This window comes from Streptomyces sp. PA03-1a (genome assembly GCF_033792805.1).
GTDB lineage: Bacteria > Actinomycetota > Actinomycetes > Streptomycetales > Streptomycetaceae > Actinacidiphila.
In genome coordinates this window covers 1-24,205 of the sequence record NZ_JARAVO010000139.1, presented here as the reverse complement: position 1 = coordinate 24,205, position 24,205 = coordinate 1, and the positions used below count along the sequence as shown (strand labels likewise).

The window sequence follows — 24,205 nt, the reverse complement described above, 5'->3', positions numbered from 1 at the left end:
CCCGTGGCGGGGGCCGGGGCGGGCACGGGTGCCGTCCCGGAGTCGGACGCGCGCTGGTCCGGCACCACGGGCCGGGGGCCCGAGACGGAGCCGATGCCGTGCGCCAGACCGGTGGCGTTCGCCACCGTGGTGATGACGTCCTGCGGGACGATCACCACGGCGCGCACCCCGCCGTAGGCGGAGGAGCGCAGGGACACCTGGAAGTTCCACGTCGCCGCGAGGCGCCCGACGACGGCGAGGCCGAGGCGGGGGGTCTCGCCCAGGTCACCCAGGTCGAAGCCGGCCTGGGCCTCCGCCAGGGCGCGCTCGGCGCGGGTCCGGGACTCCTCGCTGAGGCCGACGCCGCCGTCCTCGATCTCGATGGCGATGCCGGACTGCACCTCGACGGCGGTGAGGTGGACCCTCGTGTGCGGCGGGGAGTAGCGGGTGGCGTTGTCCAGCAGCTCGGCGACCGCGTGGATCAGCGGCTCGACCGCGGGTCCGACGACGGCCACCTCCGTCACGGAGTGCAGTTCCACGCGGGTGTAGTCGGTGATGCGCGACATGGCGCCACGGAGCACGCTGAACAGGGGGACGGCCCGGCGCCACTGGCGTCCGGGGCGGGCGCCGCCGAGGACGGCGATGCTGTCCGCGAGCCGGCCGATGAGGGCGGTGCCGTGGTCGAGCTTGAGCAGGTCCCCGAAGACGTCGGGGGTGCGGCCGTGCCGGTCCTCCATCTCCCGCAGGTCACTGGCCTGCTGGTGGACGATGGCCTGCACGCGCCGGGCGATGTTGACGAAGGCACGCTGCGAGGACTCGCGGACGTCCTCCTCCGCGGACACGGCTTCCAGCACCGAGCGCAGCATCCGCTGATGGGCCCGCTGGAATCCGGGGGTGACGCCCTCGGCGTCCTCTTCGATGTCCTTGAGCACGTCGGCGACGAACTCGCCGCGCTGCAACCGCGCCACCGCGTTCGGCAGCTGCTCCCGTGCCAGCCGTTCGGTCTCCGCCTCCTGGCGGGAGAGCCGGAACTGCAGTTCTTCCTCGCGCCGTACGAGCTGCTCGCGCAGCGCCCGTACGGCAGTGCCCCGGCGGGCGGTCTCGGCGCCGAGGACGGCCACGGCCACCGTGGCGGTCACCCCGCACCACAGCACCGCCTCCCGGGCGGCCGACGGGACGGTCCATACGGCGACGGCGGTCACCGCCGCGACTATGCCGACCGGCAATAACCACGCGGACGTGGCGGTAGGCCGGCGGTCTCCGGGGGACGATCCAGCACGAACCATCAGCATCCTCAGGTGATCGCTAGTCATGGAACGAACACGACACGAGCAGGCGGAGTCCGGCCGCAGCGACCTGGGCAATCGGCACTCGGTCGGCATATCCGCCTGACCTGGCGTAATTGCTACAACACGCTGAGCCGCAAGTAGCATAGCCGCTTCCATTCCCTGGCTGATGCCGCCTCACAATGCCTTTGGCACATGCCGTTTGACGTATGGTTATCGGTTCTTCACCGTCGGCGCAAACCCCTCCCGGGCGCTCCCTCACCATCTGTGCGCCCACGATTCGATCATGAGCAATGACCGATATAAACTGTTTGACCACGGATGGCTCGATCGACGGCGACGCCGGTCCCCGCGCCCCGGGAGGCCCTCATGGGCGAGCAGGAACACGCCGGGCCGAACCCCCCAGCGAGCACCCCGGAACGCCGCTTCCCCACGTCACGCGCCCCCCGCGGGCTGCGCACCGGGCCGGGCCGCGGACGCTGGCGGGCGGTACGCGCGGGCGCCGCGGAGGGCGGCGGGGCCGAACCGGAGCGACCGGCTCCACGGCATGCGCCCGGGCGGTACGGCGGACCCCCAGGCGGCACGGCGGGAAAGCCCCGGCGTGCGCCGTCCGGCCGCGCGCGGTGCGCCCGCGCCGCGGGACCCCGGAGGGGCGCGAAAATTGGCTTCACTCTTAAGAGTGATGGGTACTTGCGCCCGGCCCGTTCGGGGAGCAATGTCACGCGCGCGGAGACCGGGGCCGGCCGATGACCGCCGGGGAACTGCAGGGGCTCGCCGCGATCGTCACCGGCGGCGCCACCGGGATCGGGCTCGCCACGGCGGAGACCCTGGCGGCGCGCGGCGCACGGGTGGCCGTACTGGACCAGGCCCCCGGCCGGGCACCGGCACACCTGCACGCGCTCGCCGCCGACATGGCCGACGACGCCTCCGTGCGGTGGGCGGTCGGCCGTGCCGTGGAGGACCTGGGCGGGCTGGACATCCTGGTCAACAACGCGGGCACCGGGGCCGTCGGAACCGTGGAGGAGAACCCGGACGGCGAGTGGCGCCGGGTGCTGGAGGTCAACCTCCTCGGCGTGGTCCGGGCGAGCCGGGCGGCGCTGCCGTACCTGCGCCGCTCCCGCTACGCGTCGATCGTCAACATCTCCTCGGTCACGGCCACGGCCGGACTCCCGCGCCAGGCGCTGTACGCGGCGAGCGAGGGCGCCGTCCTCGCGCTCACCCTGGCCATGGCCGCCGACCACCTGCCCGAGGGCGTCCGGGTCAACTGCGTCACCCCCGGCACCGTCGACACGCCCTGGGTGGAGCGGCTGATCGCGGCCGCCCCCGATCCGACGGCCGAGCGGGCCGCGCTCCAGGCCCGCCAGCCCAGCGGGCGCCTGGTCACCGCCCAGCAGGTCGCCGACGCCGTCGCCTACCTCGCCGGACCCTCGGCCGCGGCGGTCACCGGCACCGCGCTCCCCGTGGACGGCGGCCTGCACGCACTGCGCCCCACGCCTCCGCCCCTTCCCCCGGGGCCACCGCCCTGAGCGGTGCCGGACCGGGCCGGGACCGGTCCGGGGCCCGTCCGAAGCCGGTCCGCGCGAGGAGCCCCCGCGGACGGGACGTCCTAGCATGAAAGACACGGATCAGCGGAAATGGGACGCCCCTGATGGTCATGCCGGAGGGAAGCGCGGCGGCGCCGGCGAAGGCGCCGTTCGACCTTGCCTACGCCGCGTCGGCGCTGATCGACGGCGAGGGGACGATCATCGGCTGGACGGCCGCCGCGGAGCACCTGCTGGGCTACCCGGCCGCGGAGGCGCTGCACCGCCCCGCCGCGCAGCTGCTCGCCTCCCCCGGCCAGGCCGCCAGGGCCGCGGAGGTCGCCGCCCAGTGGCACGACCAGGACATCTGGGGCGGCCTGGTGGCCGCCCGGCACCGCGACGGACGCCGGATCGAGCTGGGCCTTCGGGTGTCCGCGCTGGCGTCGCCCGACGGGCACGAGCGCTGGCTGGTGTCCGCGATCGACCTGGCCAGGACCCCGTCGTGGGCGGTGAGCAGCGCCATCCTGGAGGGCTTCCTCAGCCGGTCCCCGATCGGCATGGCCGTGCTCACCCCCGACCTGCGGTACGTGTGGGTCAACGACACCCTGGAGCGTTTGGCCGGCGTGCCGCGCGAGCACCGCATCGGGATGCGCATGAGCGACTCCCTGCCCGGTCTGGACACCGAGGCGCTGGAGAACATCATGCGCGAGGTGCTGCTGACCGGTGAGCCGGTGATCGACCACGAATACCAGGGCTGGACGCTGGCCGCCCCCTACCGGGAGCGGTCCTTCTCCACCTCCTTCTACCGCCTGGACGACGCCGAGGGCCGGGTGATGGGCGTCTGCTACATGGGCATGGACGTCACCGACCGCTGGCGCGCACGGGGCCGGCTCGCGCTGCTCAACGAGGCCGGGGCCTGCATCGGCAGCACCCTGGACGTCACCCGCACCGCCCAGGAACTGGCGGACGTGTCGGTCCCGCGGCTCGCCGACTTCGTCACCGTCGACCTGCTGGAGCCGGTGCTGCGCGGCGACGAGCCGCCGGCCGGCGGCGGGCTGGGCCGCGTGCCGCTGCGCCGCGCCGGGATGCGCTCGGTGCACCCGGGCACCCCGGAGTCGATCGTCGCGCTCGGTGAGCGGATCAACGCCGGCGAGACCTCGCCGCACGTGCGCTGCATGACCTCCGGCCGGCCCGAGATCGAGGCCGACATCGCCATCGACCGCGCGTCGTGGCTCACCGACGACCCGGCCCGCGCGGCCAAGATCCGCGAGTTCGGGATGCGGTCGGTGATGTGGGTGCCGCTGCGGGCCCGGGGCACGGTCCTCGGCGTGGTGACCTTCATCCGGCACCGCAGGCCCGGCGCCTTCGAGCCGGACGACCTGCTGCTCGCCGAGGAGCTCGTGGCCCGCGCCGCGGTGTGCGTGGACAACGCCCGGCGCTGGACCCGCGAGCACGAGGCGGCGCTCACCCTGCAGCGCAGCCTGCTGCCGCAGACCCTGACCGGTGGCACGGCGCTGGAGGTCGCCTCCCGCTACCTGCCCACCGACATCCAGGACGGCGTGGGCGGCGACTGGTTCGACGTCATCCCGCTGTCCGGGGCGCGGATCGCGCTGGTGGTCGGGGACGTCGTCGGGCACGGGCTCACCGCGGCGGCGACGATGGGACGGCTGCGGACGGCCGTCCACACCCTCGCCGACATGGACCTCCCGCCCGACGAACTGCTGGCGCACCTGGACGACCTCATCATGCGGCTCACCGAGGAGGAGAGCGCCGACGCGTCGGTGGCCACCACCGTCACCGGCGCCACCTGCCTCTACGCCGTCTACGACCCGGTGACCCGGCGGCTGACGATGGCCCGCGCCGGGCACCCGCCGCCCGCGGTCGTCGACCCCTCCGGCCGCGTCACCTTCGCCGAACTGCCCGCCGGCCCGCCGCTCGGCCTGGGCGCCATGCCCTTCGAGTCCGCCGAGCTCGAACTGGCCGAGGGCAGCATCATCGCCCTCTACACCGACGGCCTGATCGACACCTTCGGCGAGGACGTCGACGTGGGCCTGGAGCGGCTCGCGCACGCCCTGGCCCACCCCGAACTGCCGCTGCAGGACCTGTGCTCGGCCGTGCTGGAGCGTCTGCTGCCCGGTCCGCCCGCCGACGACGTCGCCCTGCTCGTGGCCCGTACGCACGCGCTCACCACGGACCGGTTCGTCGCCTGGGACCTGCCGGTCGACCCGGCGGTCGTCAGCCGGGCCCGGGCGCTGGCCGCGCGCCAACTCGCCGAGTGGGGGCTGGAGGAGCTGCGGACGACCACCGAACTGGTCGTCAGCGAGCTGGTCACCAACGCCATCCGGCACGCCTCGGGCCCGATCCGGCTGCGGCTGATCCGGCAGTCGGTCTTCATCTGCGAGGTCTACGACGGCAGCAACACCGTGCCGCGGCTGCGGCACGCCCGGACCACCGACGAGGGCGGCCGCGGGCTCTTCCTCGTCGCCCAGCTGACCCGCCGGTGGGGCACCCGCTACACCGCGGACGGCAAGCTGATCTGGGCGGAGCAGGAGATCCCGGACGTCCACCCGGGCTGAGCGCGCGGCGCGTCAGTCCTGGAGGGCGGCCGGGTCCATGTGCACGACCTCCCACAGGTGGCCGTCCGGGTCCTGGAAGCTGCGGCCGTACATCGGCCCCTGGTCCATGGGCTCGTTCGAGGGCGACCCGCCCGAGGCCAGGGCCGCGTCGGCCAGCTCGTCCACGCGCTCCCGCGACTCGACGCCCAGGCAGAGGATGGACTCGGTGGTCTTCGTGGCGTCCGCGACCTCCTTCTTGGTGAACTGCCGGAAGAAGGGCTCGACGAGCAGCATCGCGAAGATGCCCTCGCCGATCACCATGCACGCGGCGTTGTCGTCGGTGAACCGGGGGTCGAAGGAGAAGCCGAGGCCGCCGAAGAAGGCCTTCGACCTGGGCAGGTCCTGCACGGGGAGGTTGACGAAGATCTGGGTCGGCATGGTCCGCCTCGTTCCGTTCCGGGGTTTGTGTCAGTGGTCTGTGCTGAAGTAGACCCGTGGACGCTCCGGAACTCATCGGAAGGCGGAGGAGAACCATGAGCGATCTCGCTGCACCCCCGGACGTGGCGCAGGAGCTGGAGCGCTACCGCGCGGAGCTGACCGGCTACTGCTACCGGATGCTGGGCTCGGCCTTCGAGGCGGAGGACGCCGTCCAGGAGACGATGGTGCGGGCCTGGCGGGCGTACGACCGCTTCGAGGGCCGCTCCAGCCTGCGTTCCTGGCTGTACCGCATCGCCACCAACGCGTGCCTGGACATCCTGGGCGGCACGGGGCGCCGGGCCCGCCCGATGGACCTGGCCTCCCCCGGCAGCGCCGACGGCCCGCTGCCCGGCACCCTGCCGGAGAGCACCTGGATCTCCCCCGCCCCCGACGGCCGCGTCCTGCCCGAGACGGGCGACCCCGCCGACCTCGCCGACCAGCGCGAGAGCGTGCGCCTGGCGTTCGTCGCCGCCCTGCAGCACCTCGCGCCGCGCCAGCGGGCCGTGCTCATCCTGCGGGAGGTGCTGGCCTGGAAGGCGGCCGAGGTCGCCGAATTGCTCGACACCACCGTCGCCTCGGTCAACAGCGCGCTGCAGCGGGCCCGCGCCGCCCTCGCCGCGGCCGGCCCCGCCACGACCGACCCGGCCCGTCCGCTCGACGAGGAGCAGCGCGCCCTGCTCGGCCGCTACGTCGCCGCCTTCGAGTCCTACGACCTCGACGCCCTCACCTCACTGCTCCACGAGGACGCCACGCTGTCCATGCCGCCCTTCGGCCTGTGGCTGCGCGGATCCGCGGACATCAAGGCCTGGATGCTCGGGCTCGGCTCCGGCTGCCGCGGTTCGCGGCTCGTCCCGGTCACGGCCAACGGCACACCGGGCTTCGGGCAGTACCGGCCCAGCCCCGACGGGGGTCACGAGCCGTGGGCGCTGCAGGTCATCGAGATATCAGAGGGCCGGATCACCGGGCTCAACTCCTTCCTCGACACCGAGCGGCTCTTCCCGCTGTTCGGCCTCCCCGCGCGCCTCGCACCCGAGGCCCGCTAGCCCGCCCAGCCCGGTGAGCACCAGCAGTTCCCGCAGCGCGCCCCCGGCGCCCCGCAGCCTGATCCGGCCGCCGTGGCGCCGGGCGGTCAGCTGCAACCGCGCTATGGCGTCGACCAGCACGACGTCCGGAGCGCCGTCGAGCCCGCCCACGTCGCACAGCACCGTCCCGCCGCCCCGCTCGGCCAGCAGCGCGCGCAGCCGCTCGACCAGCGGCGGGATCCCCGCGCGGTCGAGCCTGCCGGTCAAGATGAGCACGGCGGGCCCACCGCCCGGTCGGGACGCGGGCGGGGGCGGCGCGGGCCGGGCCATGGGCGACCTCCTGGGGCGGATGCGGGGATGCGTACCGCGTATGTCCCTAGGACCGGCGGCGGCGCCGTAATCCATCGGCGCCGCGCGTCACCGTCCGAGCAGCGCCGCGATCTCCCGCGGGTCCCAGGCCCCGTCGGCGCACTCCGCGAGGTAGGCCGCGATGCCGGGCAGGTCCCAGGCGCCCGTCTCGGCCAGGCCCTCGGCGATGTGCCGCAGGTAGGTCCCGGACGGCCTGACGTGCTCGGCCCCGCCGGAGCCCCAGGGGGCGGTGAAGGTGAGCACCGGGTGCCCGTCCACGTCCCCGGGGTACAGCAGCGTCTCGTACCGCCCGTCGCCCAGCCGGGCCCTGCCGCAGCGGAGCACCTCGGCGAGGTCGAGGTCGGAGCCCGGCGACCGGTACATCTCCTGGGCGGCGATGTCGGAGAACTGACCGACCGTCAGCAGGTGGGCCCTGGCGCGCACCCCGCCGCCCGGCACGTCGCCGTCGTAGAAGGCCCGGCCGCCCGACCAGACCGGCGACCGCGTCGCGAAGTACATCCGCCCCGGCAGTTCCAGCGGCACCGACCGCAGCGGCGGGCGCGCGTCCCGGCAGCCCGGGTACTCCCGGCAGCCGCCGGGGGGCACCCCGCCGGCGAGGTAGCTGTTGAGGCGCACGAGGTGGGTGTTGGAGCCGTAGGCCGCGTACCAGACGAAACCGGGCGGCCGGTCCGGCCGCACGGCACCCCGGGGCCCCACGCGCTGCGGTGTCGTCACCGCTCCATGATGCGGGCGCCGCGGGGTCAGGCGGCCGGCACCGTGCCGCGGATCTGCCGCAGGAAGGCCGCGTTGTCCGGGGTCGCCCGCATCCGCTCCAGCAGCGTCTCGAAACTCCCCGCGCCACGCAGCACCCGCCGCAGACCGCGCGCGGCCGCCAGCTCCGCAGGGCTGAGGAGCAGTTCCTCACGCCGGGTCCCCGACGGGCCGACGTCCACCGCCGGGAAGACCCGCCGGTCGGCCAGCCCCCGGTCCAGCCGCAACTCCATGTTGCCGGTGCTCTTCATCTCCTCGAAGAAGTAGTCGTCGGCGCGCGATCCGGTGTCGACCAGCGCGGTGGCGAGGATGGTCAGCGAACCGCCCTCCTCCGCGAGGCGCGCCGAGCCGAACAGCCGCTTCGGGCCGAGCAGCGCCGCCGCGTCGACACCGCCGGACAGCGTCCGTCCGCCCGAGGACGCCGCGTTGTTGTGCGCCCGGCACAGCCGGGTGAGGGAGTCCAGCAGCACGACCACGTCCCGGCCGGTCTCGACCAGGCGCTTGGCCCGCTCGACGGCCAGTTCGGCGACGGCGATGTGCTGCTTGGGCGTGCGGTCGAAGGTCGAGGCGACGACCTCGCCCCGCACCGCCCGGCGCATGTCGGTGACCTCCTCCGGTCGTTCGTCCAGGAGCACCACCATCAGGTGGCACTCGGGGTGGTTGTCCGCGACGGCGTCGGCCAGCCGCCGCAGCAGCATCGTCTTGCCGGCCTTCGGCGGCGCCACGATCAGCCCGCGCTGACCCTTGCCGACGGGGGCCAGCAGGTCCACGACACGGGTGGTCAGGCCGCCCTGCGGGCACTCCAGGCGCAGCCGCTCGGACGGGTGGAGCGGGGTCAGGTCCGCGAAGTGCCGCCGCCCGCGGGCCAGGCCGGCGGGCAGCCCGCCGACCTGGTCGGCCCGTACGAGGGCGCGGGAGCGACCGGCCGTGGCCACGCCTTCGACGGCGTCGCCCTTGCGCAACCCGTGCCGCCTGATGACCTCCGGCGGCACCGGGACGTCGTGCGGGCCCTGCGCGTAACCGGCGGTGCGCAGGAAGCCGCGCCCGCCCTCGACGTCGAGGACCCCGGCGACGGCGACGAGCCGTTCGCCCGAGGGGGAGGAAGCAGGAGCGGGGGTGGGGGTGGTGGTGGGAGCTGTGGACATACGTGGTCCTCGGGGGAAGGGCGCGTACGGCGGCGGAATCGGCCGGCCGCCGGGACACGCGGCGCAAGAGGCGGAGCCTCGGGGAGATCGCCGACGCGGGGCGCGGGCGAGGGGGAACACCGCAGTGACTGCGGGAGCGGACCGCCGGGCGGTCACGCGGGGAGCACCGGCGCCGAAGAGGGGCGCACAGCCGTGCTCCTCGCACTGTAGCACCACGACCCCGGGCGGGGGACCGCCGCGATGTCGCGAACCTGTCACACCCCGGTCCGGATACGGCACGGCCAACCGCCCCGGCCCCGGGGGCGGTTACGGTCGCCGGGTGAAGTCCGTGCCGATCGCCGCCGTCGCCGTGGCCGCGCTGCTGGCCGTCCCCGCGTGCACGGCGCCCTCCGGCGGACGACCCTCCCCCGCGACCGCCTCCGCCGACGGACAGGAGGTCAGGGCGGTCATGCCCACCTGGATCCACGGGCTGCGGGTCATCGGCGCCCGGGGCACCGGCGGCGCCTGCCGCTGGTCGACGAGCTACCCGTCCGTGCCGGGCGCACGGCCGCTGACCCGGACGCTCGACCGCGAGGTGCGGCGCGGGCTGCGGGACTTCCTGGCCGCGCACGGCCACGGTGCCGGCTGCGCGGGCGAGTTCACCATCTCGTACACGTTCCTGGCCGCCTCCGGGGACGTGCTCGGCGTCCAGCTGACGACGGCCGAGGGCACCGCCGCCGGGGACGGCACCACCTCCGGGAGCGGCACCACGACGGCCACGTACTGGTACGACGGCCGCTCCGGCGAGGTGCTGCCCGCCCTCGCCATGGTCGCCCCGGACGCGGCCGGCGACCTCGCCGGGCACCTGGTCCGGGTGCTCGCCGCCCGCGCCGGCCACGACCCGCGCGGGCTCCGCGCGCTGCAGGACCCGGCGGCCCGCCGCGCCGTCCTGGACGACCTGGCCTTCACCGGCTGCGGGAACCTGGTCGTGACGTTCGACCGGGGCGAGGTGGCGGCCCCGCCCACGGGCCGGCAGAAGGTCGTGCTCCCGCGCGCCGCCGTGGAGCCGCTGCTGTCCGCGTTCGGGCGGCGCGTCCAGCGGCAGGCGATGCGTCCCCGCCACGAGCAGGACGGCTGACACCGATACTGGAGGCGTGCGCCGGACCTTCGCCCACGACGCGGTCGTGACCCTCGCCCCCGGCGGCGACGAGCGCGCCCCAGGTGCCGCGGTCACCGTCGCCCTGTGCGGTCACTGGGAGCACGATCCGCCGTGCCCCCTCGCGCCCCACCACACCGCCGTCACGGCCGGGCCCGGCGGCGCACTGCGGCTGCGCGTGCTGTTCGCGTCCGCGCCCGGCGACGAGGCCGAGGTCCGCCGCCGGATCGACGCCGCCCTGGCGGCGGGCGGACTCGGCGCCACCCACTGGGAGTTCGGCGGCTCCCGGCCGGGCGAGCCACGGCCCGACGAGGCCGCGCACGCGGCACGTCTCAGCGCGTGAGCGAGGCCGCGTCCCCCATCACGACGACCGGGTTGCAGGGCCGGGTCCAGCGTCCGCAGCAACTGCCGCATGTGGGCCTCGGACAACGCGACGCACCCCTGCGTGGGCCCCTCGTGGACGACGTGGAACCAGATGCCACCGCCCATGTCCGCCCATCGGCCGGGTCCGGTCCTGCGGCGACGTGCCGGGCTCGCGGCTGTAGTTGATGGACACGCCGTAGTCGAACGAACCCGTCAGAGGTTCCCCTCCAGGCCGGTGCCCCTGATGAAGACCCACCGGAGTGGTCGTACGGGAGCCGGGTGCCCGGGTCGGCCATCAGGCCCCGGCGTCGGTGAGGCCGAACACCCCGATCGGCGAGCGCTCGTCGCCGCTGCGGTGGTCGTCGGTCCACCCGCGCTGCCCGTTGCGCGCGGGCCATCTCGCGCCGCCGCGCCAGCCGTCGGGGGTCCCCTCGTAGACCACGACCCGCGACCGGGACGCGTTCCGGCCACGCCGGTCACCACGACGACCTGGCGCGCGTCGTCCGGGGGTGACCACGGCGGACGAATTCGGGCATGAAGGCGCCTTTCGTCTCGTCCACGGGAGAGCGCGATCAAGGAGAAGCGCCAGGCCGGAGGGACTCCGTGGAGCGGACGGCCCGGTCCCCGGCCGGTCAGCCCAGTGGGTCAGCCCGTGCCCGTACCGGTCGGACGGTCCGGACCGGTCGGCCCGCCGGGGGACGCCGAGGTGTAGCTCGCGGCCTTGAGGCCGGCCGTGACCGCGGCGATGGTGTCCTTCGCCGTACGGTTGAAACAGGCGCTGACCACGAGCCCGACGGAGGACGCGGGGTCCGGGTCCTCCCCCCAGGCCGTGAGCTCCCACTGGCCGCCGAGCGCGCGGCAGCCCTCGCCCGCGGACGCCACGCCCTTCACCACGAACCGGCCGGACCCCGTGCCGTCGCCCACGGGCGCCCCCACCTGTTCGAAGGCGATCAGCACCCCGCCCTCGGCGACCTGGTCCACGGGCGGGCAGACCGGGTAGCGGATCATCTCCTGCTTCGTGCACCCGCTGCGCTCGTGGAGCGGTCCGGAGCCGACGAACCCGACCACCAGGCCCCGCGGGTCGGTGGTCACGAGGGACCGCCAGCCCTCGCCGGGCAGTTTCAGCGTCAGCCCGGACAGCGCGTCCAGGCTGACCAGCGCGTAGTCGGCGTGCGTGCTCCCCGTCGACGTCGGCAGGGGGGACCCCGGGGCGGGCACCGCGCGGGACGGGGACGCGGCGGGGAGGACCTGCTGCCCCCGGGGCGTCACGGGACCCGCGGGCTGCAGCAACGCGGCGGCCACCACCGCCGCCGCCGTGACGCCGCCGACCGCGGCCAGCGCCCCGGCGGCCACCCGGCGCCGCCTGCGCCTCCGTACCCGCCGCCTGATCTGCGCCATCCGGTCGTGGGGCGCGGTCGGCTGCGGCACGGCGCGCTCCAGCAGCACGCTCAGCTCCCACTCCTCCTCCGGCTCTGGCTCCTCATCCACACCGCTCACCACCCTTCGCCAGGCTCGGCACCGCCGCGACCTGCCCCCGCAGCATGGCCAGCGCCTTGGCGGCCTGGCTCTTCACCGTGCCCGGCCGGCAGCCCAGCACCTCGGCGGTCTCCTCGACGCTCAGGTCCTCGAAGTAGCGCAGCACGACCACCGCCCGCTGCCGCGCGGGCAGCCGGCGTATCAGCACCGCGAGCGACTGCTCCAGGTCGACCGAGGCGAAGGGGTCCGCCACCGCCGTCACCGTGTCCGGCACCTCGCCGTGCGGCACCTCGCCCCGCCAGCGGCGCTGCCACCACGACGAGGCCGTGTTCACCAGGGCCCTGCGCACGTACGCTTCCGGGTTCTCCGCGGCTATGCCCCGCCACTTCGGCCACACCTTGGCCAGGACCGTCTGCAGCAGGTCCTCCGCCAGGTGCGTGTCCCCGGTCAGCAGCCAGGCGACCCGCAGCAACCGCGGCCCGCGCGCGGCGACGAACTCCTCGAAGTCCGTCTCCGCATCCCTCACCGTGGTGTCCTTGCCATCGTGTTCCTGTCCGTGCTCCCAGCAGCCTCACACCCGCATGAACCGTCTGGGACCCCGGACCGGTTGCCAGGAATCCGGGATCGCCCTCGTTCGTTGCCGCCTCGGACGGACGCGCGGCACGCGCTCGTCCCCCAACTGACGGCAGATGAAAGGGCGTTCCCTGTGACAGCCGCCTCCGCACCCGACCAGCCGGAAGCAAGGAGAGCCAGCCAGTGAGCAATGTCACCAAAGGCCTCGGCAAGGTCGAGGTCCGGCTCAAGTGGGACCCCAGCCCGCTCGGCGCACCCGCCAGCGACCTGGACATCGTCGCGGCCACCTACAGCGCCGCCGACCCGCACGGCGTCCCGGCGTACCTCGTCCACTTCGACAGCCGCTCCCCGGACGGCACCATCACGCTCAACCGCGACAGCAAAACCGGCAAGGGGCTGGGCTTCGACGAGATCATGACCCTCGAACTCGACCGGCTCGGTGCCGCCTACCACCGGGTCGTCGTCGGTGTCGTCGTGCAGCAGCGCGACGGCCGGATGACCTTCGGCGACGTCGCGGGCACCGGCGTGCACGTGGTCGAGGGCCACACCGACCTCGCCGCCTCCGACCTCGGCGAGGTCGCGGCCGCCACGGCCGCCACCGTCGGCGAATTCCGCCGGGGCGACTCCGGCGAGTGGCGCTTCCGCTCCGGCGTCCGCGGGTACGACGCCGATCCGGTGGCCTTCGCCCGTGTGATGGGCGGCGACGCCTCCTGATCGCCGCCGGGAACGCCCGTGCCCTCCCGCGCGCGTCGCGGGAGGGCACGGGCACCACTGGGGGCGGGCTCTAGACGACGCCCTGCGCCGTCATGGCCTCGGCCACGCGCAGGAAGCCCGTGACGTTGGCGCCGAGGACGTAGTCGTCCGGCGTGCCGCCGTACGCCGCGGCGGTGGCCCGGCAGTGGGTGTGGACGTCGCGCATCACCTGCGCGAGCCGGGCCTCGGTCCGCTCGAAGGTCCACAGCTCGCGGGAGGCGTTCTGCTGCATCTCCAGCGCCGAGGTCGCCACACCGCCCGCGTTGGCCGCCTTGCCCGGGCCGAAGAGCACGTCCGCCTCCCGGAACACCTCGATCGCCTCCGGGGTGCACGGCATGTTCGCGCCCTCGGCGACCGCCAGCACGCCGTTCTTCACCAGCGTCCCGGCGTCCTGACCGTCCAGCTCGTTCTGCGTGGCGCAGGGCAGCACGACGTCGCACGGCACGTCGTAGACCGAGCCGCGCTCGGAGTACTGCGCCGAGGGCTTGGCCTCCGCGTACGCCGACAGCCGCGCCCTGCGCACCTCCTTGATCTCCTTCAGCAGCTCCAGGTCGATGCCGGCCTCGTCGACGACGTAGCCGCCGGAGTCCGAGCAGGCCACCACCGAGCCGCCCAGCGCGCGCACCTTCTCGATCGCGTAGACGGCGACGTTGCCCGCCCCGGAGACCACCGCCCTGCGCCCCTCGAAGCCCTGCCCGCGCGTGGCCAGCATCTCGGCCGCGAAGTACACCGCCCCGTACCCCGTCGCCTCGGTCCGCGCGTGCGAGCCGCCCCAGGCGACGCCCTTGCCGGTCAGCACGCCCGCCTCGAAGCGGTTGGTGATCCGCTTGTACTGCCCGAAGAGGTAGCCGATCTCCCGGCCGCCCACGCCGATGTCCCCGGCCGGCACATCGGTGTGCTCGCCCAGGTGCCGGTGGAGCTCGGTCATGAACGACTGGCAGAAGCGCATGACCTCGCCGTCGGAACGGCCCTTGGGGTCGAAGTCGGAGCCGCCCTTGCCGCCGCCGATCGCCAGCCCGGTCAGCGCGTTCTTGAAGATCTGCTCGAAGCCGAGGAACTTCACGATGCCGAGGTCCACGCTCGGGTGGAAGCGCAGACCTCCCTTGTACGGGCCGAGCGCGCTGCTGAACTCCACCCGGAAGCCCCGGTTGACCTGCACCCGTCCCTGATCGTCCACCCACGGCACCCGGAAGATCACCTGCCGCTCCGGCTCGCACATCCGCTCCGCGATCCGGGTCCCCAGGTACTCGGGGTGCCGTTCCAGCGCCGGCGCCAGCGAGCGCAGCACCTCCCCCACCGCCTGGTGGAACTCCGTCTCGCCGGCATTGCGCCGGCAGACGTCCGCGTAGACGGCCTCGATGTGAGCACTGACGTTCATGCGCGCCTTCCCTCGTCCGATGTCCCGGACGCGCTCGCCGTGGCGCCGCGTCCGGCCGTTGCCGTGTCAACGAGTACGGATGGAAGAAAGCAAGGTGTCACCCGGAGCAACTCCGCACACCGAAAGCCACCGGGTCACCCGTACGGGCCGCGCCCTTTTGGTATGGGCGCGGCCCCGCGACGCGGACGGGCTACCCGACGGGAATCGGCCGGGCCCCGATGCGGGCGCAGGCCTGGTCCTGGTCGAGGCCGTCGGCGGGCCAGACGACCTTGCCGGCGGCGCCGGGGTGGTAGCAGGCCGCGAAGGACGTGGGGACGGGCTCGGACGGGCCCCACATCTGCTCCCAGCGCCCGGCGCAGGCCTTGCCCGGGTCCCTGGGGTCGAAGGCCTTGATCGCGTCGGACGGCAGACCCGAGAGGTCCGCGTCGCGCGACAGCGTCCGGGCGCACATCACCTGCGCCCCGGCGTCCTTCCCCCACGGCAGTCCCCCGGCGACGGCGACCACCCCGCCGCCGGCCAGCGCGGCGACGACCGCGCCGCCGGCCACAGCGACCCGCAGCGACCGCCGCCGCGTGCTCCGCGGCGCCGCCCGGTCCAGCACGGACCGCAGCGTCTCCCGCCCGTCCGCCGACCGCGCCCAGCCGTCGGCACCCTGCGGGCGCAGCTCCCGGACGGCGTCCAGGACAGGGTCGTTCGTCATGCGTGTACCTCCGAATCGAGCGGGGTGAAGGATGCGGGTCGCGGCTCCAGGGCCGCGCGGAACCTCCTGCGGGCCCGGTGCAGCCGCAGCGCGTAGACCGCCCTGCTGCAACCCAGGGCCTTGGCCGCCTGCTGCGCGCTCAGGTCGTACCAGCCCGTGAGCAGCAGCACTTCGCGGTCGCTCTCGGACAGCGACATCAGCACCCGGAACACGCGCTCACGGTCGCCTATGCGGTCCTCGAACACCTCCTGCGGCGCGCGGTCCATCACCGCGGCCATCCGTGCCGCGAGCGCCTGTCTCCGCAGGTCCGACCGCACGCGGTTGGCGAGCAGCCGGCGCGCCGCCGCCAGCAGCCAGGGCAACGCGTCCTCCGGTACGGACCGCTGCTTCCGCCAGGCCAGCAGGAAGGTCTCCGAGAGCACGTCCTGCGCGGTCTCGCGATCCGTACGGTGCATCAGGTAGCCATCACCCCAGAGAGCTTCCGTCACAACAGGCCAGTCTCGCTGGTGCTCTTGCTAGCATGAAGCGTGACGCACATCACTGACGCAGACGGTGCCCCTGATTCGACAGACACGTTGCAAGATCAGGCGATACGACTTCTGAAGGACCAGTTAGGCATCGGTGCCGAGGTCCGGGTTCTGCAAGAGTTGTCGGATGGCTACACGGATGCCGTCGTCGCCAAGTGTGATGTGTCCGATGCTGCTGAATCGACCCTCGACGGCCAGTACATCGTCAAGGCCGCTCCTGTCACAGGCCGTCGACAGAGTGCCGCGCACCAGCACTTCTACACGAGCCTGCCGCCGGACTTCGCAGATGAACATATCGCGGGGCTGGCGCTCACCGCCGACAGCCCGACCATTTCCGTCGATGTCTATGAGATCGCCGGCGGCAGCCTCCGCGGGGTACATGCGGTGGAACGGGCCAACAGCCAGCGCTTCCTGAACGCCTGTTCGGTCGTCAGCGGCGAGCTAATCGAAGCGCAACTTGCCACGGTCACTGGCAAAATCGACATGAGCACAACAGAGATCATCGAGTCCTGGCTCGGAAGGGGCTTCCTCACCGGTCGGCGTGGCCAAGCCCTGCAGGAGGTCCGCGCACTCGCAGGCGTCACCCAAGCTGTCTTCCCACTCTCCGGCGAAATGCTGCCCGACCCGCTGACCGTCCTGGGACGAAGCAGCGCGTTCACCGAGCACCGGGAACTGGTGTTGCAGGGCGCCTGCCACGGTGACCTGCATTTGAGAAACATCCTGCTCGACGCCACCCGTTCGTTCCGGACGGCGTACTGGCTGATCGACGTCGGCTGGGACGAGCCCGCGCCACTTCTGTACGACCAGGCCTATCTCGAAACTGCGGCGCTGCTCGGGCTCCAGGCGCGGTCCGGCCGGGCCATCTCGTTGAGCGTACTCGGTGAGTGCGACGACGTCACCGTCCACGGAGAACAACTGGACATCCTCGACCAGTCGTTTGTCGACGTCGTCAACGCCATCCGCCGCCCGACCCTTCAAGCACTGGACCGGAGACAGCCGCGACGCAAGGACTCACTGGACTACCAGTACGTCCTGGCACGCCTGACCGCAGCACTGAACTACGCCGCCAAAAGGGGCATGCGGGCCGAGGAGCGCGTGACCGCGTTTCACACCGCGGCCTGGGTCACCAGGGAGATCCTCAAGAAATACCACGTGGACGAGTGGCACGATCTCCTTAAGCAGGCGAGTATTCCCGGTGCCCAACGGTCCACCGCGGTCACGGCGACGCCCTCTTCGCCCCGTCCCACAACGCGCACCGACAACGAGCTGTCCGCGCTGGTAAAGAACTTTCAGGGTGGACCGCACACCGGCTACGACCTGTTTCTGCTCGTGGAGGACGGTATCAGCGTTCCAGCGATGGCCGGCCTGATCGCTCATCGGTGGGCGGCCATCCTGGACTTCGACCCGCAGAGCGACAGCACGGGACTGGCCAGCATTCCACGGCCCCCAGCTGCCACGCACCACCAGATTCTTCAGTTCGGCCTCAATGACGGCGCGCTGTCATCCAGTCGCGGAGTCATCCCGTGGGCCATGGCCGACGGCTGGCAAAGCCACGGTGAACTCCAGCAGCCGACGTTCGCCAACTGGCGCAAGCACAACCGTCCGGTGCTGCTGCGACTCCTCGAACGCATCAGTAGGCAGACGACCAATCGCGCAGCCGCGGTGTTGTGCCTGACCCTCGGCGACGACCCCCACGAACGGGTGTCGCGAGTCCTGGAGGACATCGAGGACCTCTACGAGCTGGTCGAGGTCCACCAGGTTTCCGCGGCCACCCAGGACATGGCGGTGCTCCTGGAGAAGTTCAACGAGTCGCAGATCGCTCCGCGATCCGGCAGGCCAGCGACAATGCCGGGCAAGAATGGTCCGGTTGTCTTCGAACGGGACCAACTCACGCGGCTTGCCGTCGATCTGGATGTTCTCCACTCCGCCTGCCTCACCGATCAGTTGCAGGACCAGCCGACCGACGAGTTCTGGCGGGGCCGCCCGGCCACCTGGATGGATCTGGATGCCGGACTCGACGTTCCCCGCGACGCCCAGCAGGCCCTAGAGCAGGACCTCCGCAAGGTTCTCGGGAGCCGCGCGGCCGAGACTCTGGAGCTGTTTCACACCCCCGGAGCGGGGGGAACGACCCTGGCACGACGCATCGCGTGGGATCTTCACCGTCAATACCCGGTGGTTCTGCTGCGGAACTACAGTCAGGACACGGTCGAGCGGGTCGACGAGATCTACCGCCGCACCTCCCAACCAGTATTGGTCGTCGCCGAGTCAGCCGATGTGTCCCAGGCCGAACGAGACAACCTGTACCAACGCCTGCGCCAGTGGAACACACCCGCCGTCCTCCTCTGGGTCACCCGCACCAACAAGCCTGGACGCGGCAGTGTCTACCGCTTGACCGACCCCATGTCGCCGGGCGAACTGTCCGAATTCTCGAAGAACTACTCCCTACGAGCCGGAAACGAGCGGGCGAAGGCGGCGGTGGAGAGCCTCCGCCGCGGACAGGCTCCTCCGCAGCAACTCTCCCCGTTCTTTTTCGGGCTCGCGGCGTTCGAGGAAAACTTCATCGGGACGCAGGGATATGTCGAGAGTCATCTGGCCAACCTCGACGAGAAGCGGCGGCGCGCCGTCAAATATCTAGCATTGGTCACCCGCTTCGCCCAGAACGGCCTCCCTTACCCACTTGTCCGGCGATGGCTCACCGGAAAGTGGGGCGACATGAGCGCCTCCGAGCGCGATTACCAGGCCGATCTGCTGCAGGTACTGGGCGAGGACCTGCGTCATCTCGTGGTCGACGACGGAGGCGAACTCCGGCTACTCCATCCCTTTGTAGCCGAGCACGTACTGGTCGCGCTGCTGGAATCTGAGGACGGGCGGTCCTGGGAAGACCGGCTGGCAGACACCGCGGTCGAGTTCATCACACAGGTCTGCATTCATCAGGGCTCCGAGAACGCACAGACGAGAAAAATCCTTCAGGATCTATTCATACGGCGGGACAAATGGTCGACAGATCAGCCTGCAGGCGTGCGGTTCGCCGAGCTGATCACGAGGATTCCCGTTCGCGACGCTGCCTATCGGGTATTCCTGGAGCTAACCCGCAAGTGCCCATCTGAGCCTCATTTCTGGAATCACCTGGGTCGATATCACATCCACGAAATGAAACTGGACTTCGAAAAGGCGGAGGGATACCTCGAGAAGGCCATCAAACTTTCACTGGAAAAGGATTCCATTCATTTCCACACGCTTGGCATGGTCCGCCGCGTGTGGGTGCGCGATCTCCTGCAGGAAATGCGGCCGGGCGCCATCAGCGTCGAAGAAGCCCTCGCGCAGGTCTTGCCGATCTACGACGCGGCGCTCGAGGCGTTCACCAGGGGCCGAACTCTAAACCTCGAGGACGAGCACGGATATGTGACTCCCGTCCAGATGATCGCTCAGGTCCTGAACCAGTTGGTCAAGATATCTCAGCGGGAAAACTTCCTCGGTCTCGTGCGGGACGGCGGCGATGTCGGCCGTTGGGCGGACGAGCAGCTGCATCTCGCGGAATCCCTGCTCGACCAGCTGGACATGGCCCGCCCCGGCCACCGCAAGAGCACCTACTACAACAAGTGCGAGGGCGACCTAGGGGCCCTCTACGGCAGCGTCCGGACACTGGTGCGAGAGTGGCGATCGCTCATCGCTGAATCCGAGAGCCACTCCGGGATTGCACTTGTCCTCGCCCGCGCCTTCTTCAAGGAGGAGCAACGAGAAGGAGACGGTTCGAGTCACGAATCTCTCAGAGCCATAGTTGAGCTCTACGACAACGTCTTCCACGTTGATGGCCGTCTGAATGACAGCGACGTTCGAACGTGGTTCCGCTGCTACCGACAACTCGACGAGTACGAGGAGCTGCGCGCACTCGAACGCTTCGCGATCCTGAATCACGAAAAGCAGAGTCTCGAATGCAACTACTACCTCTACGTCCTGCGCTTTCTCCGTTGGTTTAGGGGCGACGAGCAGTCCCAGCTAGAAGCACAGCGATATCTGGAGGAGTCCAAGCGGCTCGCCAGGGACAGCCGACGGCAGTACAGCTACGAATGGATGGCGGTCGCAGCGGACGGCGGCGCGTCCGCCATTCCGGAACTCGTGCACTTCACGGAGTTGGGGGAGCGCAGGGACGAGCCCGTTCTGTGGGAACGGCCTGAGCGGCTACTCAAGGTCTCCGGAGTCATCCAGGAGATAGAGGGGCCGCAATTGGGCTGGATTTCCGTGGCACACGGCCACATGCGGGCGTTCTTCGCACCCAAGGATAAATTCCTGCGCAGCCGTGACATTAACGCACCAGTGGAGTTCTACCTGGGGTTCAGCTACGAAGGGCTCAGGGCGTGGTCCGTGGAGTTCGTCACATCCTCTTCCGCTGCCTCCCCAACAGCACGCTTCCTCAACGGGCTGGAGCAGCGCCGCAACTCCAGCCCCATCGAAGCGTCGGCTGACATTGGCCGACACGCACCCCCCTCCCGTTACCCTGACCCCCCGCAGGCGCCGGCCCCTAGGGCTGGCCAGGCGACTCCCCAACCCATCGTGTCCAGTGCCATGCGTCTCGCCGCCACGAGGAAGGCAGAGGTGGACGTGGAGGAGGCATACCGGATCCTGATTCGCCAGCTTCTGGCCGCACGGTCGCCTGAGCAGGCCGGCATCAGCGGACTGGAGGTGGGCAAAGCACTACAGGACACGTTCGGACCCCTGAGCTACACCCGCGTTCTCGGACAGGGGAAACTCCGGGCCTGCGTGGAAAGGCTCGGCTTCCGAACGCAAGCCAGCCCGCGCGGTGGTTTCGAAGTGCTGGATCCGTCTTCGCAACCGGAATGACATCCGCACCGTCGGCAGGAGGACAGGGCCCGTTGGCTGCGGGCAGATCCCGACAACAAAGGAGCCCAGGTCACGGATGTGCCTGGGCTCCGCGGTAATCCGCCGCATCGGCCTGCGTTCAGCAATCTGGAAACTCCACGAACCAGTTCCTCCAGACATGACGTGAGTTCGGGACAGGCGCGGCCTACAAAGTGATGGACACCGCGCCCGAGCGGGCCGCGCGGGGCACTGTTGGCCGTTGAGGCCAGCGGGCCACTGCGATGGCAGAACTGCGCCACGTCATGCCTGCTCACCATGACCGAAGACGGCCTCAAACCAGCCGCCGCCAAATTGCCCCCGCGACCGGATCTCGGCCAGGTGGCGGCCATCGCGGACCCGGTACGCGACATCGGCGTCCCTGTCGAGCCGGCCGACACCGGCACCGCTTTCCGCTGGCGCCGACTTGGCCGCGCACCGGGGAGTGCAGGAGGCACTGGCCAACGTCGTCAAGCACGCCGCCGGCGCCCGCGTCCGACTCACCCTCGACTACACCCCCGATCCGGTGCAGTCGAGGTGGCCGAGACCGGCGACATCCAGCGACGGCCACAGACTGCTCGGCCCGCGCGAACACCTCGCCCATCCCCCGAGACACACCCCAGTAATACGCGCCCCCACGGGATTCTCGGGTCCGCGCCGTCATACCCGCCGAGGAACTGCAATCAAACCAAAGGGCCCAGGTCACCGAGGTGACCTGGGCCCTTCTTCGTGGAGCCGCCTAAGGGAATCGAACCCTTGACCTACGCATTACGAGTGCGTCGCTCTGGCCGACTGAGCTAAGGCGGCAGGCTGCCGAGACAGCTTCGCATCGGCAGCGGGCATAAGTCTACACAGTTCTTGAGGGGCCCCTGACCAGGGTGCCGTCGGGTCGGGGCGGGGCGACGGGGCCCCTCACGGGGTCAGCAGGTCTTGCCGTCCGCCGGGGGCGTGCCCTCGAGGAGGTAGCGGTTGACGGCGGAGTCGATGCAGCTGCTGCCGCGGGCGTACGCCGTGTGGCCGTCGCCGTTGTAGGTGAGCAGGACGCCGGAGTCGAGCTGGCCGGCGAGGGACTTGGCCCAGGCGTACGGCGTGGCGGGGTCGCGGGTGGTGCCGACGACCAGGATGGGGTCGGCGCCGGTGGCCTCGATGCGGTGCGGCTTGCCGGTCGGCGCGACGGGCCAGTAGGCGCAGATCAGGCTGGACCACGCGAGGTTCTTGCCGAAGTGCGGGGACTCGGCGGTGAACGCGGAGACGGACTGCTCGGCGGCCGGCGGGCCGGACAGGGCCGGCGGCAGGTCGAGGCAGTTCACGGCGGCGTTGGCGTACATGAGGTTGTCGTAGCGGCCGCGGTCGTCGCGCTCGTAGTACGTGTCGGACAGCGCGAGCAGACCGCTTCCGTCGCCCTTGTTCGCCTTGGTGAGGGCGGTGCGCAGGGTGGGCCACATCGACTCGTCGTACATCGCGGCGATCACGCCGGTGGTGCCGAGCGCCTCGGTCAGCTTGCGGTCGCTGCCGGTGTTCAGGGGCTTGGCGTCCAGCTGCTTGAAGAAGGCGTCGAGGCGGTGCCCGGCGTCGGCGGAGCTCTTGGTGCCGAGCGGGCAGTCGCGGTGGCCGACGCAGTCCCGGGCGAAGGCGTCGAAGGCGGTCTCGAAGCCGGAGGCCTGGCCGCGGCTCGCGTCGAGGGCCGAGATCGACGGGTCGACGGCGCCGTCGAGGACGAGCCGGCCGGCCTTGTCGGGGAACAGTTCGGCGTAGGTGGCGCCCAGGAAGGTGCCGTAGGACTTGCCGACGTAGTTGAGCTTGCGGTCGCCGACCAGGGCGCGGAAGACGTCCATGTCGCGGGCGGAGTCCACCGTGCTGATGTGCTTGAGCAGTTTGGCGGAGCGCTGCTCGCAGCCGCCGGCGAACTCCTTGTCGGCGGCGACGAGGGCGTTGACCTCGGCGCCGTCGTCCGGGGTGACGTCGGTCGCCGTGAAGGCGTCCATCTGGCGGTCGCTGAGGCACTCGACGGGCTCGCTGCGGGCCACACCGCGCGGGTCGATGGCGGCCATGTCGTAGCGGGAGGTGACCGCCGACGGGTAGCCGAAGGCCGCGTACTGCAGATAGTCGATCGCGGAGCCGCCGGGGCCGCCCGGGTTGACCAGCAGGGTGCCGAGCCGCTTGCCGCCGTCCTCGGCCCGCTTCCGGGTGACGGCGAGCTTGAGGTCGCTCGCGGCGGACGGGTGGGCGTAGTCGAGGGGGACCCGCATGGTGGCGCACTGCATGCCCGGCATGTCCTTGCACTCGCGCCAGGACAGACGCTGCTCGTAGTACGGCCGGAGGTTGCCGTAGGCGTCCGCGGCAGCGCCTGAGGGCGGCGGCCCGCCGAGCGAGCCCGCCGGGGACGAGGCGGCGGCACTGTGCGTGCTGCCACCCGTCGTGCACGCGGACAGCATCAGCCCGGCGACCGCGAGGACGGTGCCGGAGGTACGGAGCAGGCGCGGGGTGTGCATCGGAGCCTCGGTTCCTCGTGGTGGTCATCTGGAGCGTATCCGGAGGGCCGGTGGCGAACCGTCCTCCACAGTCCTCATACGGGTGATTCGGGCCCGCGCCGTCAGGGACGGTCCGGACCGTCGAGCTTCTCGGTCGCGTACCCGGCGACGAGGGCGAAGAGCCGCCGCCGCGGGGCGATGCCGTCCAGCACCCGGACCCCGGCGGACACGCCACGCACCCGTTCCCGCAGGGCGAGGGCAGAGCGCCGCGCGTCCTCCTCTCCGGAGGGTACGGCGAGCAGCAGCGCGGGGCGCGGCATGTCACCCCCGGGGTATCCGCGGTCGGTGGAGGAGTAGTACGGCGGCGGGCCGGACCGGTCGATCCCGTCGTAGCCGCCCGAGACGCCGATCGCCGCGGTGTACCCCTCGGGGTCGGTCAGCTGCTGCCGTACGACGCAGGCCGCGTTCCCGTCGGCGCCCAGCAACGCCCGCGCGGGGCGGCCGGGCAGGACACGGTAGAGCCGGGCGACCGCGACCGGGACGGCCGCGGGACGGGCGCCCGGGCCGGTGTCGCAGTGGGCGGGCAGCACGACCACGAAGGGGTCCGCGATGCCCCGCAGCGACTGGGCGGCGAAGCCGGCGAACAGATCCGGGTCGGCGGGGTCGATGTGGGCCACGACCAGGGGGAAGTACACCCCGACGGAGTCCGGGTAGTCGTACTGCGGGGGCAGCCAGACCCGCGTGCCGTCGGACAATTCCTGGAGCGTGCCCCCGGCCGGGTGACCGAGGGTGCGCGGCGGCTCCAGCCCGGCGTCCACGGGGTCGGACGGCACCGGCCGCGGGGGTGGCGCGGACGGCGGCCGGGACGGCGG

Annotated in this window: 18 protein-coding genes, 1 tRNA gene and 2 pseudogenes; 7 read left to right on the top strand and 14 right to left on the bottom strand. The window is 71.9% G+C overall.

What is annotated here, in order from left to right:
* On the bottom strand, positions 1–1,265 hold a 1,265-nt coding region (locus PV341_RS27795), incomplete at its 3' end, for an ATP-binding protein (RefSeq protein ID WP_500359264.1).
* 746 nt (positions 1,266–2,011) lie between these two features.
* On the opposite strand from PV341_RS27795, the gene PV341_RS27790 reads away from it, so the two are divergent.
* A complete protein-coding gene (locus PV341_RS27790; protein WP_500322679.1) occupies positions 2,012–2,791 on the top strand; it encodes an SDR family NAD(P)-dependent oxidoreductase in 780 nt (259 codons plus the stop codon).
* 122 nt (positions 2,792–2,913) lie between these two features.
* Positions 2,914–5,361, top strand: a complete 2,448-nt coding sequence (locus PV341_RS27785; RefSeq protein ID WP_500322678.1) for a SpoIIE family protein phosphatase — start codon at positions 2,914–2,916, stop codon at positions 5,359–5,361.
* A gap of 12 nt (positions 5,362–5,373) precedes the next feature.
* Here PV341_RS27785 and PV341_RS27780 read toward each other — a convergent pair whose 3' ends face one another.
* Complete coding sequence (locus PV341_RS27780) at positions 5,374–5,778, bottom strand: VOC family protein (protein ID WP_500322677.1); 405 nt, start codon at positions 5,776–5,778, stop codon at positions 5,374–5,376.
* Positions 5,779–5,873: 95 nt separating this feature from the next.
* Here PV341_RS27780 and PV341_RS27775 point away from each other — a divergent pair, with 95 nt between their 5' ends.
* On the top strand, positions 5,874–6,860 hold the full coding sequence (locus PV341_RS27775) for a sigma-70 family RNA polymerase sigma factor (RefSeq protein ID WP_500322676.1): 987 nt from the start codon (positions 5,874–5,876) through the stop codon (positions 6,858–6,860).
* Here PV341_RS27775 and PV341_RS27770 read toward each other — a convergent pair.
* The 3 genes from PV341_RS27770 to rho all read right to left on the bottom strand — a co-directional run bounded on the left by PV341_RS27770 (position 6,762) and on the right by rho (position 9,103).
* Positions 6,762–7,115 (bottom strand): STAS domain-containing protein, encoded by a 354-nt coding sequence (locus PV341_RS27770; protein WP_500322675.1) that lies wholly within the window; start codon positions 7,113–7,115, stop codon positions 6,762–6,764. The genes PV341_RS27775 and PV341_RS27770 overlap by 99 nt on opposite strands.
* Positions 7,116–7,256: 141 nt before the next feature.
* Positions 7,257–7,922 (bottom strand): histone deacetylase, encoded by a 666-nt coding sequence (locus PV341_RS27765; protein ID WP_500359263.1) that lies wholly within the window; start codon positions 7,920–7,922, stop codon positions 7,257–7,259.
* 26 nt (positions 7,923–7,948) lie between these two features.
* Positions 7,949–9,103: a transcription termination factor Rho gene (gene rho, locus PV341_RS27760; protein WP_500359261.1), complete on the bottom strand. Its 1,155-nt coding sequence runs from the start codon at positions 9,101–9,103 to the stop codon at positions 7,949–7,951.
* 319 nt (positions 9,104–9,422) lie between these two features.
* Between rho and PV341_RS27755 the strand changes: the two genes are divergently transcribed.
* Positions 9,423–10,220, top strand: a complete 798-nt coding sequence (locus tag PV341_RS27755; protein ID WP_500322671.1) for a hypothetical protein — start codon at positions 9,423–9,425, stop codon at positions 10,218–10,220.
* Positions 10,221–10,236: 16 nt separating this feature from the next.
* Positions 10,237–10,581 (top strand): hypothetical protein, encoded by a 345-nt coding sequence (locus PV341_RS27750; protein ID WP_500322670.1) that lies wholly within the window; start codon positions 10,237–10,239, stop codon positions 10,579–10,581.
* Here PV341_RS27750 and PV341_RS27745 read toward each other — a convergent pair.
* From PV341_RS27745 to PV341_RS27735, 3 genes and pseudogenes are all read right to left on the bottom strand, one after another.
* Positions 10,571–11,237: pseudogene (locus PV341_RS27745) on the bottom strand (L,D-transpeptidase family protein). The gene PV341_RS27750 and the pseudogene PV341_RS27745 overlap by 11 nt on opposite strands.
* A 9-nt stretch (positions 11,238–11,246) precedes the next feature.
* Entirely contained in the window at positions 11,247–12,089 is an 843-nt protein-coding gene (locus PV341_RS27740; protein ID WP_500359259.1) for a hypothetical protein, read from the bottom strand.
* Entirely contained in the window at positions 12,082–12,603 is a 522-nt protein-coding gene (locus PV341_RS27735; RefSeq protein ID WP_499512566.1) for a SigE family RNA polymerase sigma factor, read from the bottom strand. The genes PV341_RS27740 and PV341_RS27735 overlap by 8 nt, the downstream gene beginning before the upstream one ends.
* Before the next feature lie 230 nt (positions 12,604–12,833).
* On the opposite strand from PV341_RS27735, the gene PV341_RS27730 reads away from it, so the two are divergent.
* Positions 12,834–13,364, top strand: a complete 531-nt coding sequence (locus PV341_RS27730) for a TerD family protein (RefSeq protein WP_499512567.1) — start codon at positions 12,834–12,836, stop codon at positions 13,362–13,364.
* 70 nt (positions 13,365–13,434) lie between these two features.
* Here the strand turns inward: PV341_RS27730 and gdhA are convergent, their stop codons facing one another.
* The 3 genes from gdhA to PV341_RS27715 all read right to left on the bottom strand — a co-directional run bounded on the left by gdhA (position 13,435) and on the right by PV341_RS27715 (position 15,936).
* Positions 13,435–14,781, bottom strand: a complete 1,347-nt coding sequence (gene gdhA / locus PV341_RS27725; protein WP_500359258.1) for an NADP-specific glutamate dehydrogenase — start codon at positions 14,779–14,781, stop codon at positions 13,435–13,437.
* Between the two features lie 190 nt (positions 14,782–14,971).
* On the bottom strand, positions 14,972–15,481 hold the full coding sequence (locus tag PV341_RS27720; RefSeq protein ID WP_499512569.1) for a hypothetical protein: 510 nt from the start codon (positions 15,479–15,481) through the stop codon (positions 14,972–14,974).
* The gene (locus tag PV341_RS27715; protein WP_500359256.1) at positions 15,478–15,936 is read right to left on the bottom strand and encodes an RNA polymerase sigma factor; all 459 of its coding nucleotides are present in this window, start codon (positions 15,934–15,936) and stop codon (positions 15,478–15,480) included. Before PV341_RS27715 ends, PV341_RS27720 begins: the two co-directional genes overlap by 4 nt.
* Before the next feature lie 72 nt (positions 15,937–16,008).
* Here PV341_RS27715 and PV341_RS27710 point away from each other — a divergent pair, with 72 nt between their 5' ends.
* Complete coding sequence (locus tag PV341_RS27710; RefSeq protein ID WP_500322664.1) at positions 16,009–20,847, top strand: P-loop NTPase; 4,839 nt, start codon at positions 16,009–16,011, stop codon at positions 20,845–20,847.
* 745 nt (positions 20,848–21,592) lie between these two features.
* Here the strand turns inward: PV341_RS27710 and PV341_RS27705 are convergent.
* From PV341_RS27705 to PV341_RS27695, 3 genes and pseudogenes are all read right to left on the bottom strand, one after another.
* A tRNA-Thr gene (locus PV341_RS27705) sits at positions 21,593–21,669 on the bottom strand.
* Between the two features lie 113 nt (positions 21,670–21,782).
* On the bottom strand, positions 21,783–23,354 hold the full coding sequence (locus tag PV341_RS27700; RefSeq protein ID WP_500322662.1) for an alpha/beta hydrolase: 1,572 nt from the start codon (positions 23,352–23,354) through the stop codon (positions 21,783–21,785).
* 101 nt (positions 23,355–23,455) lie between these two features.
* Positions 23,456–24,205 (bottom strand): annotated as a pseudogene (locus tag PV341_RS27695) (hypothetical protein); the annotation flags it as partial.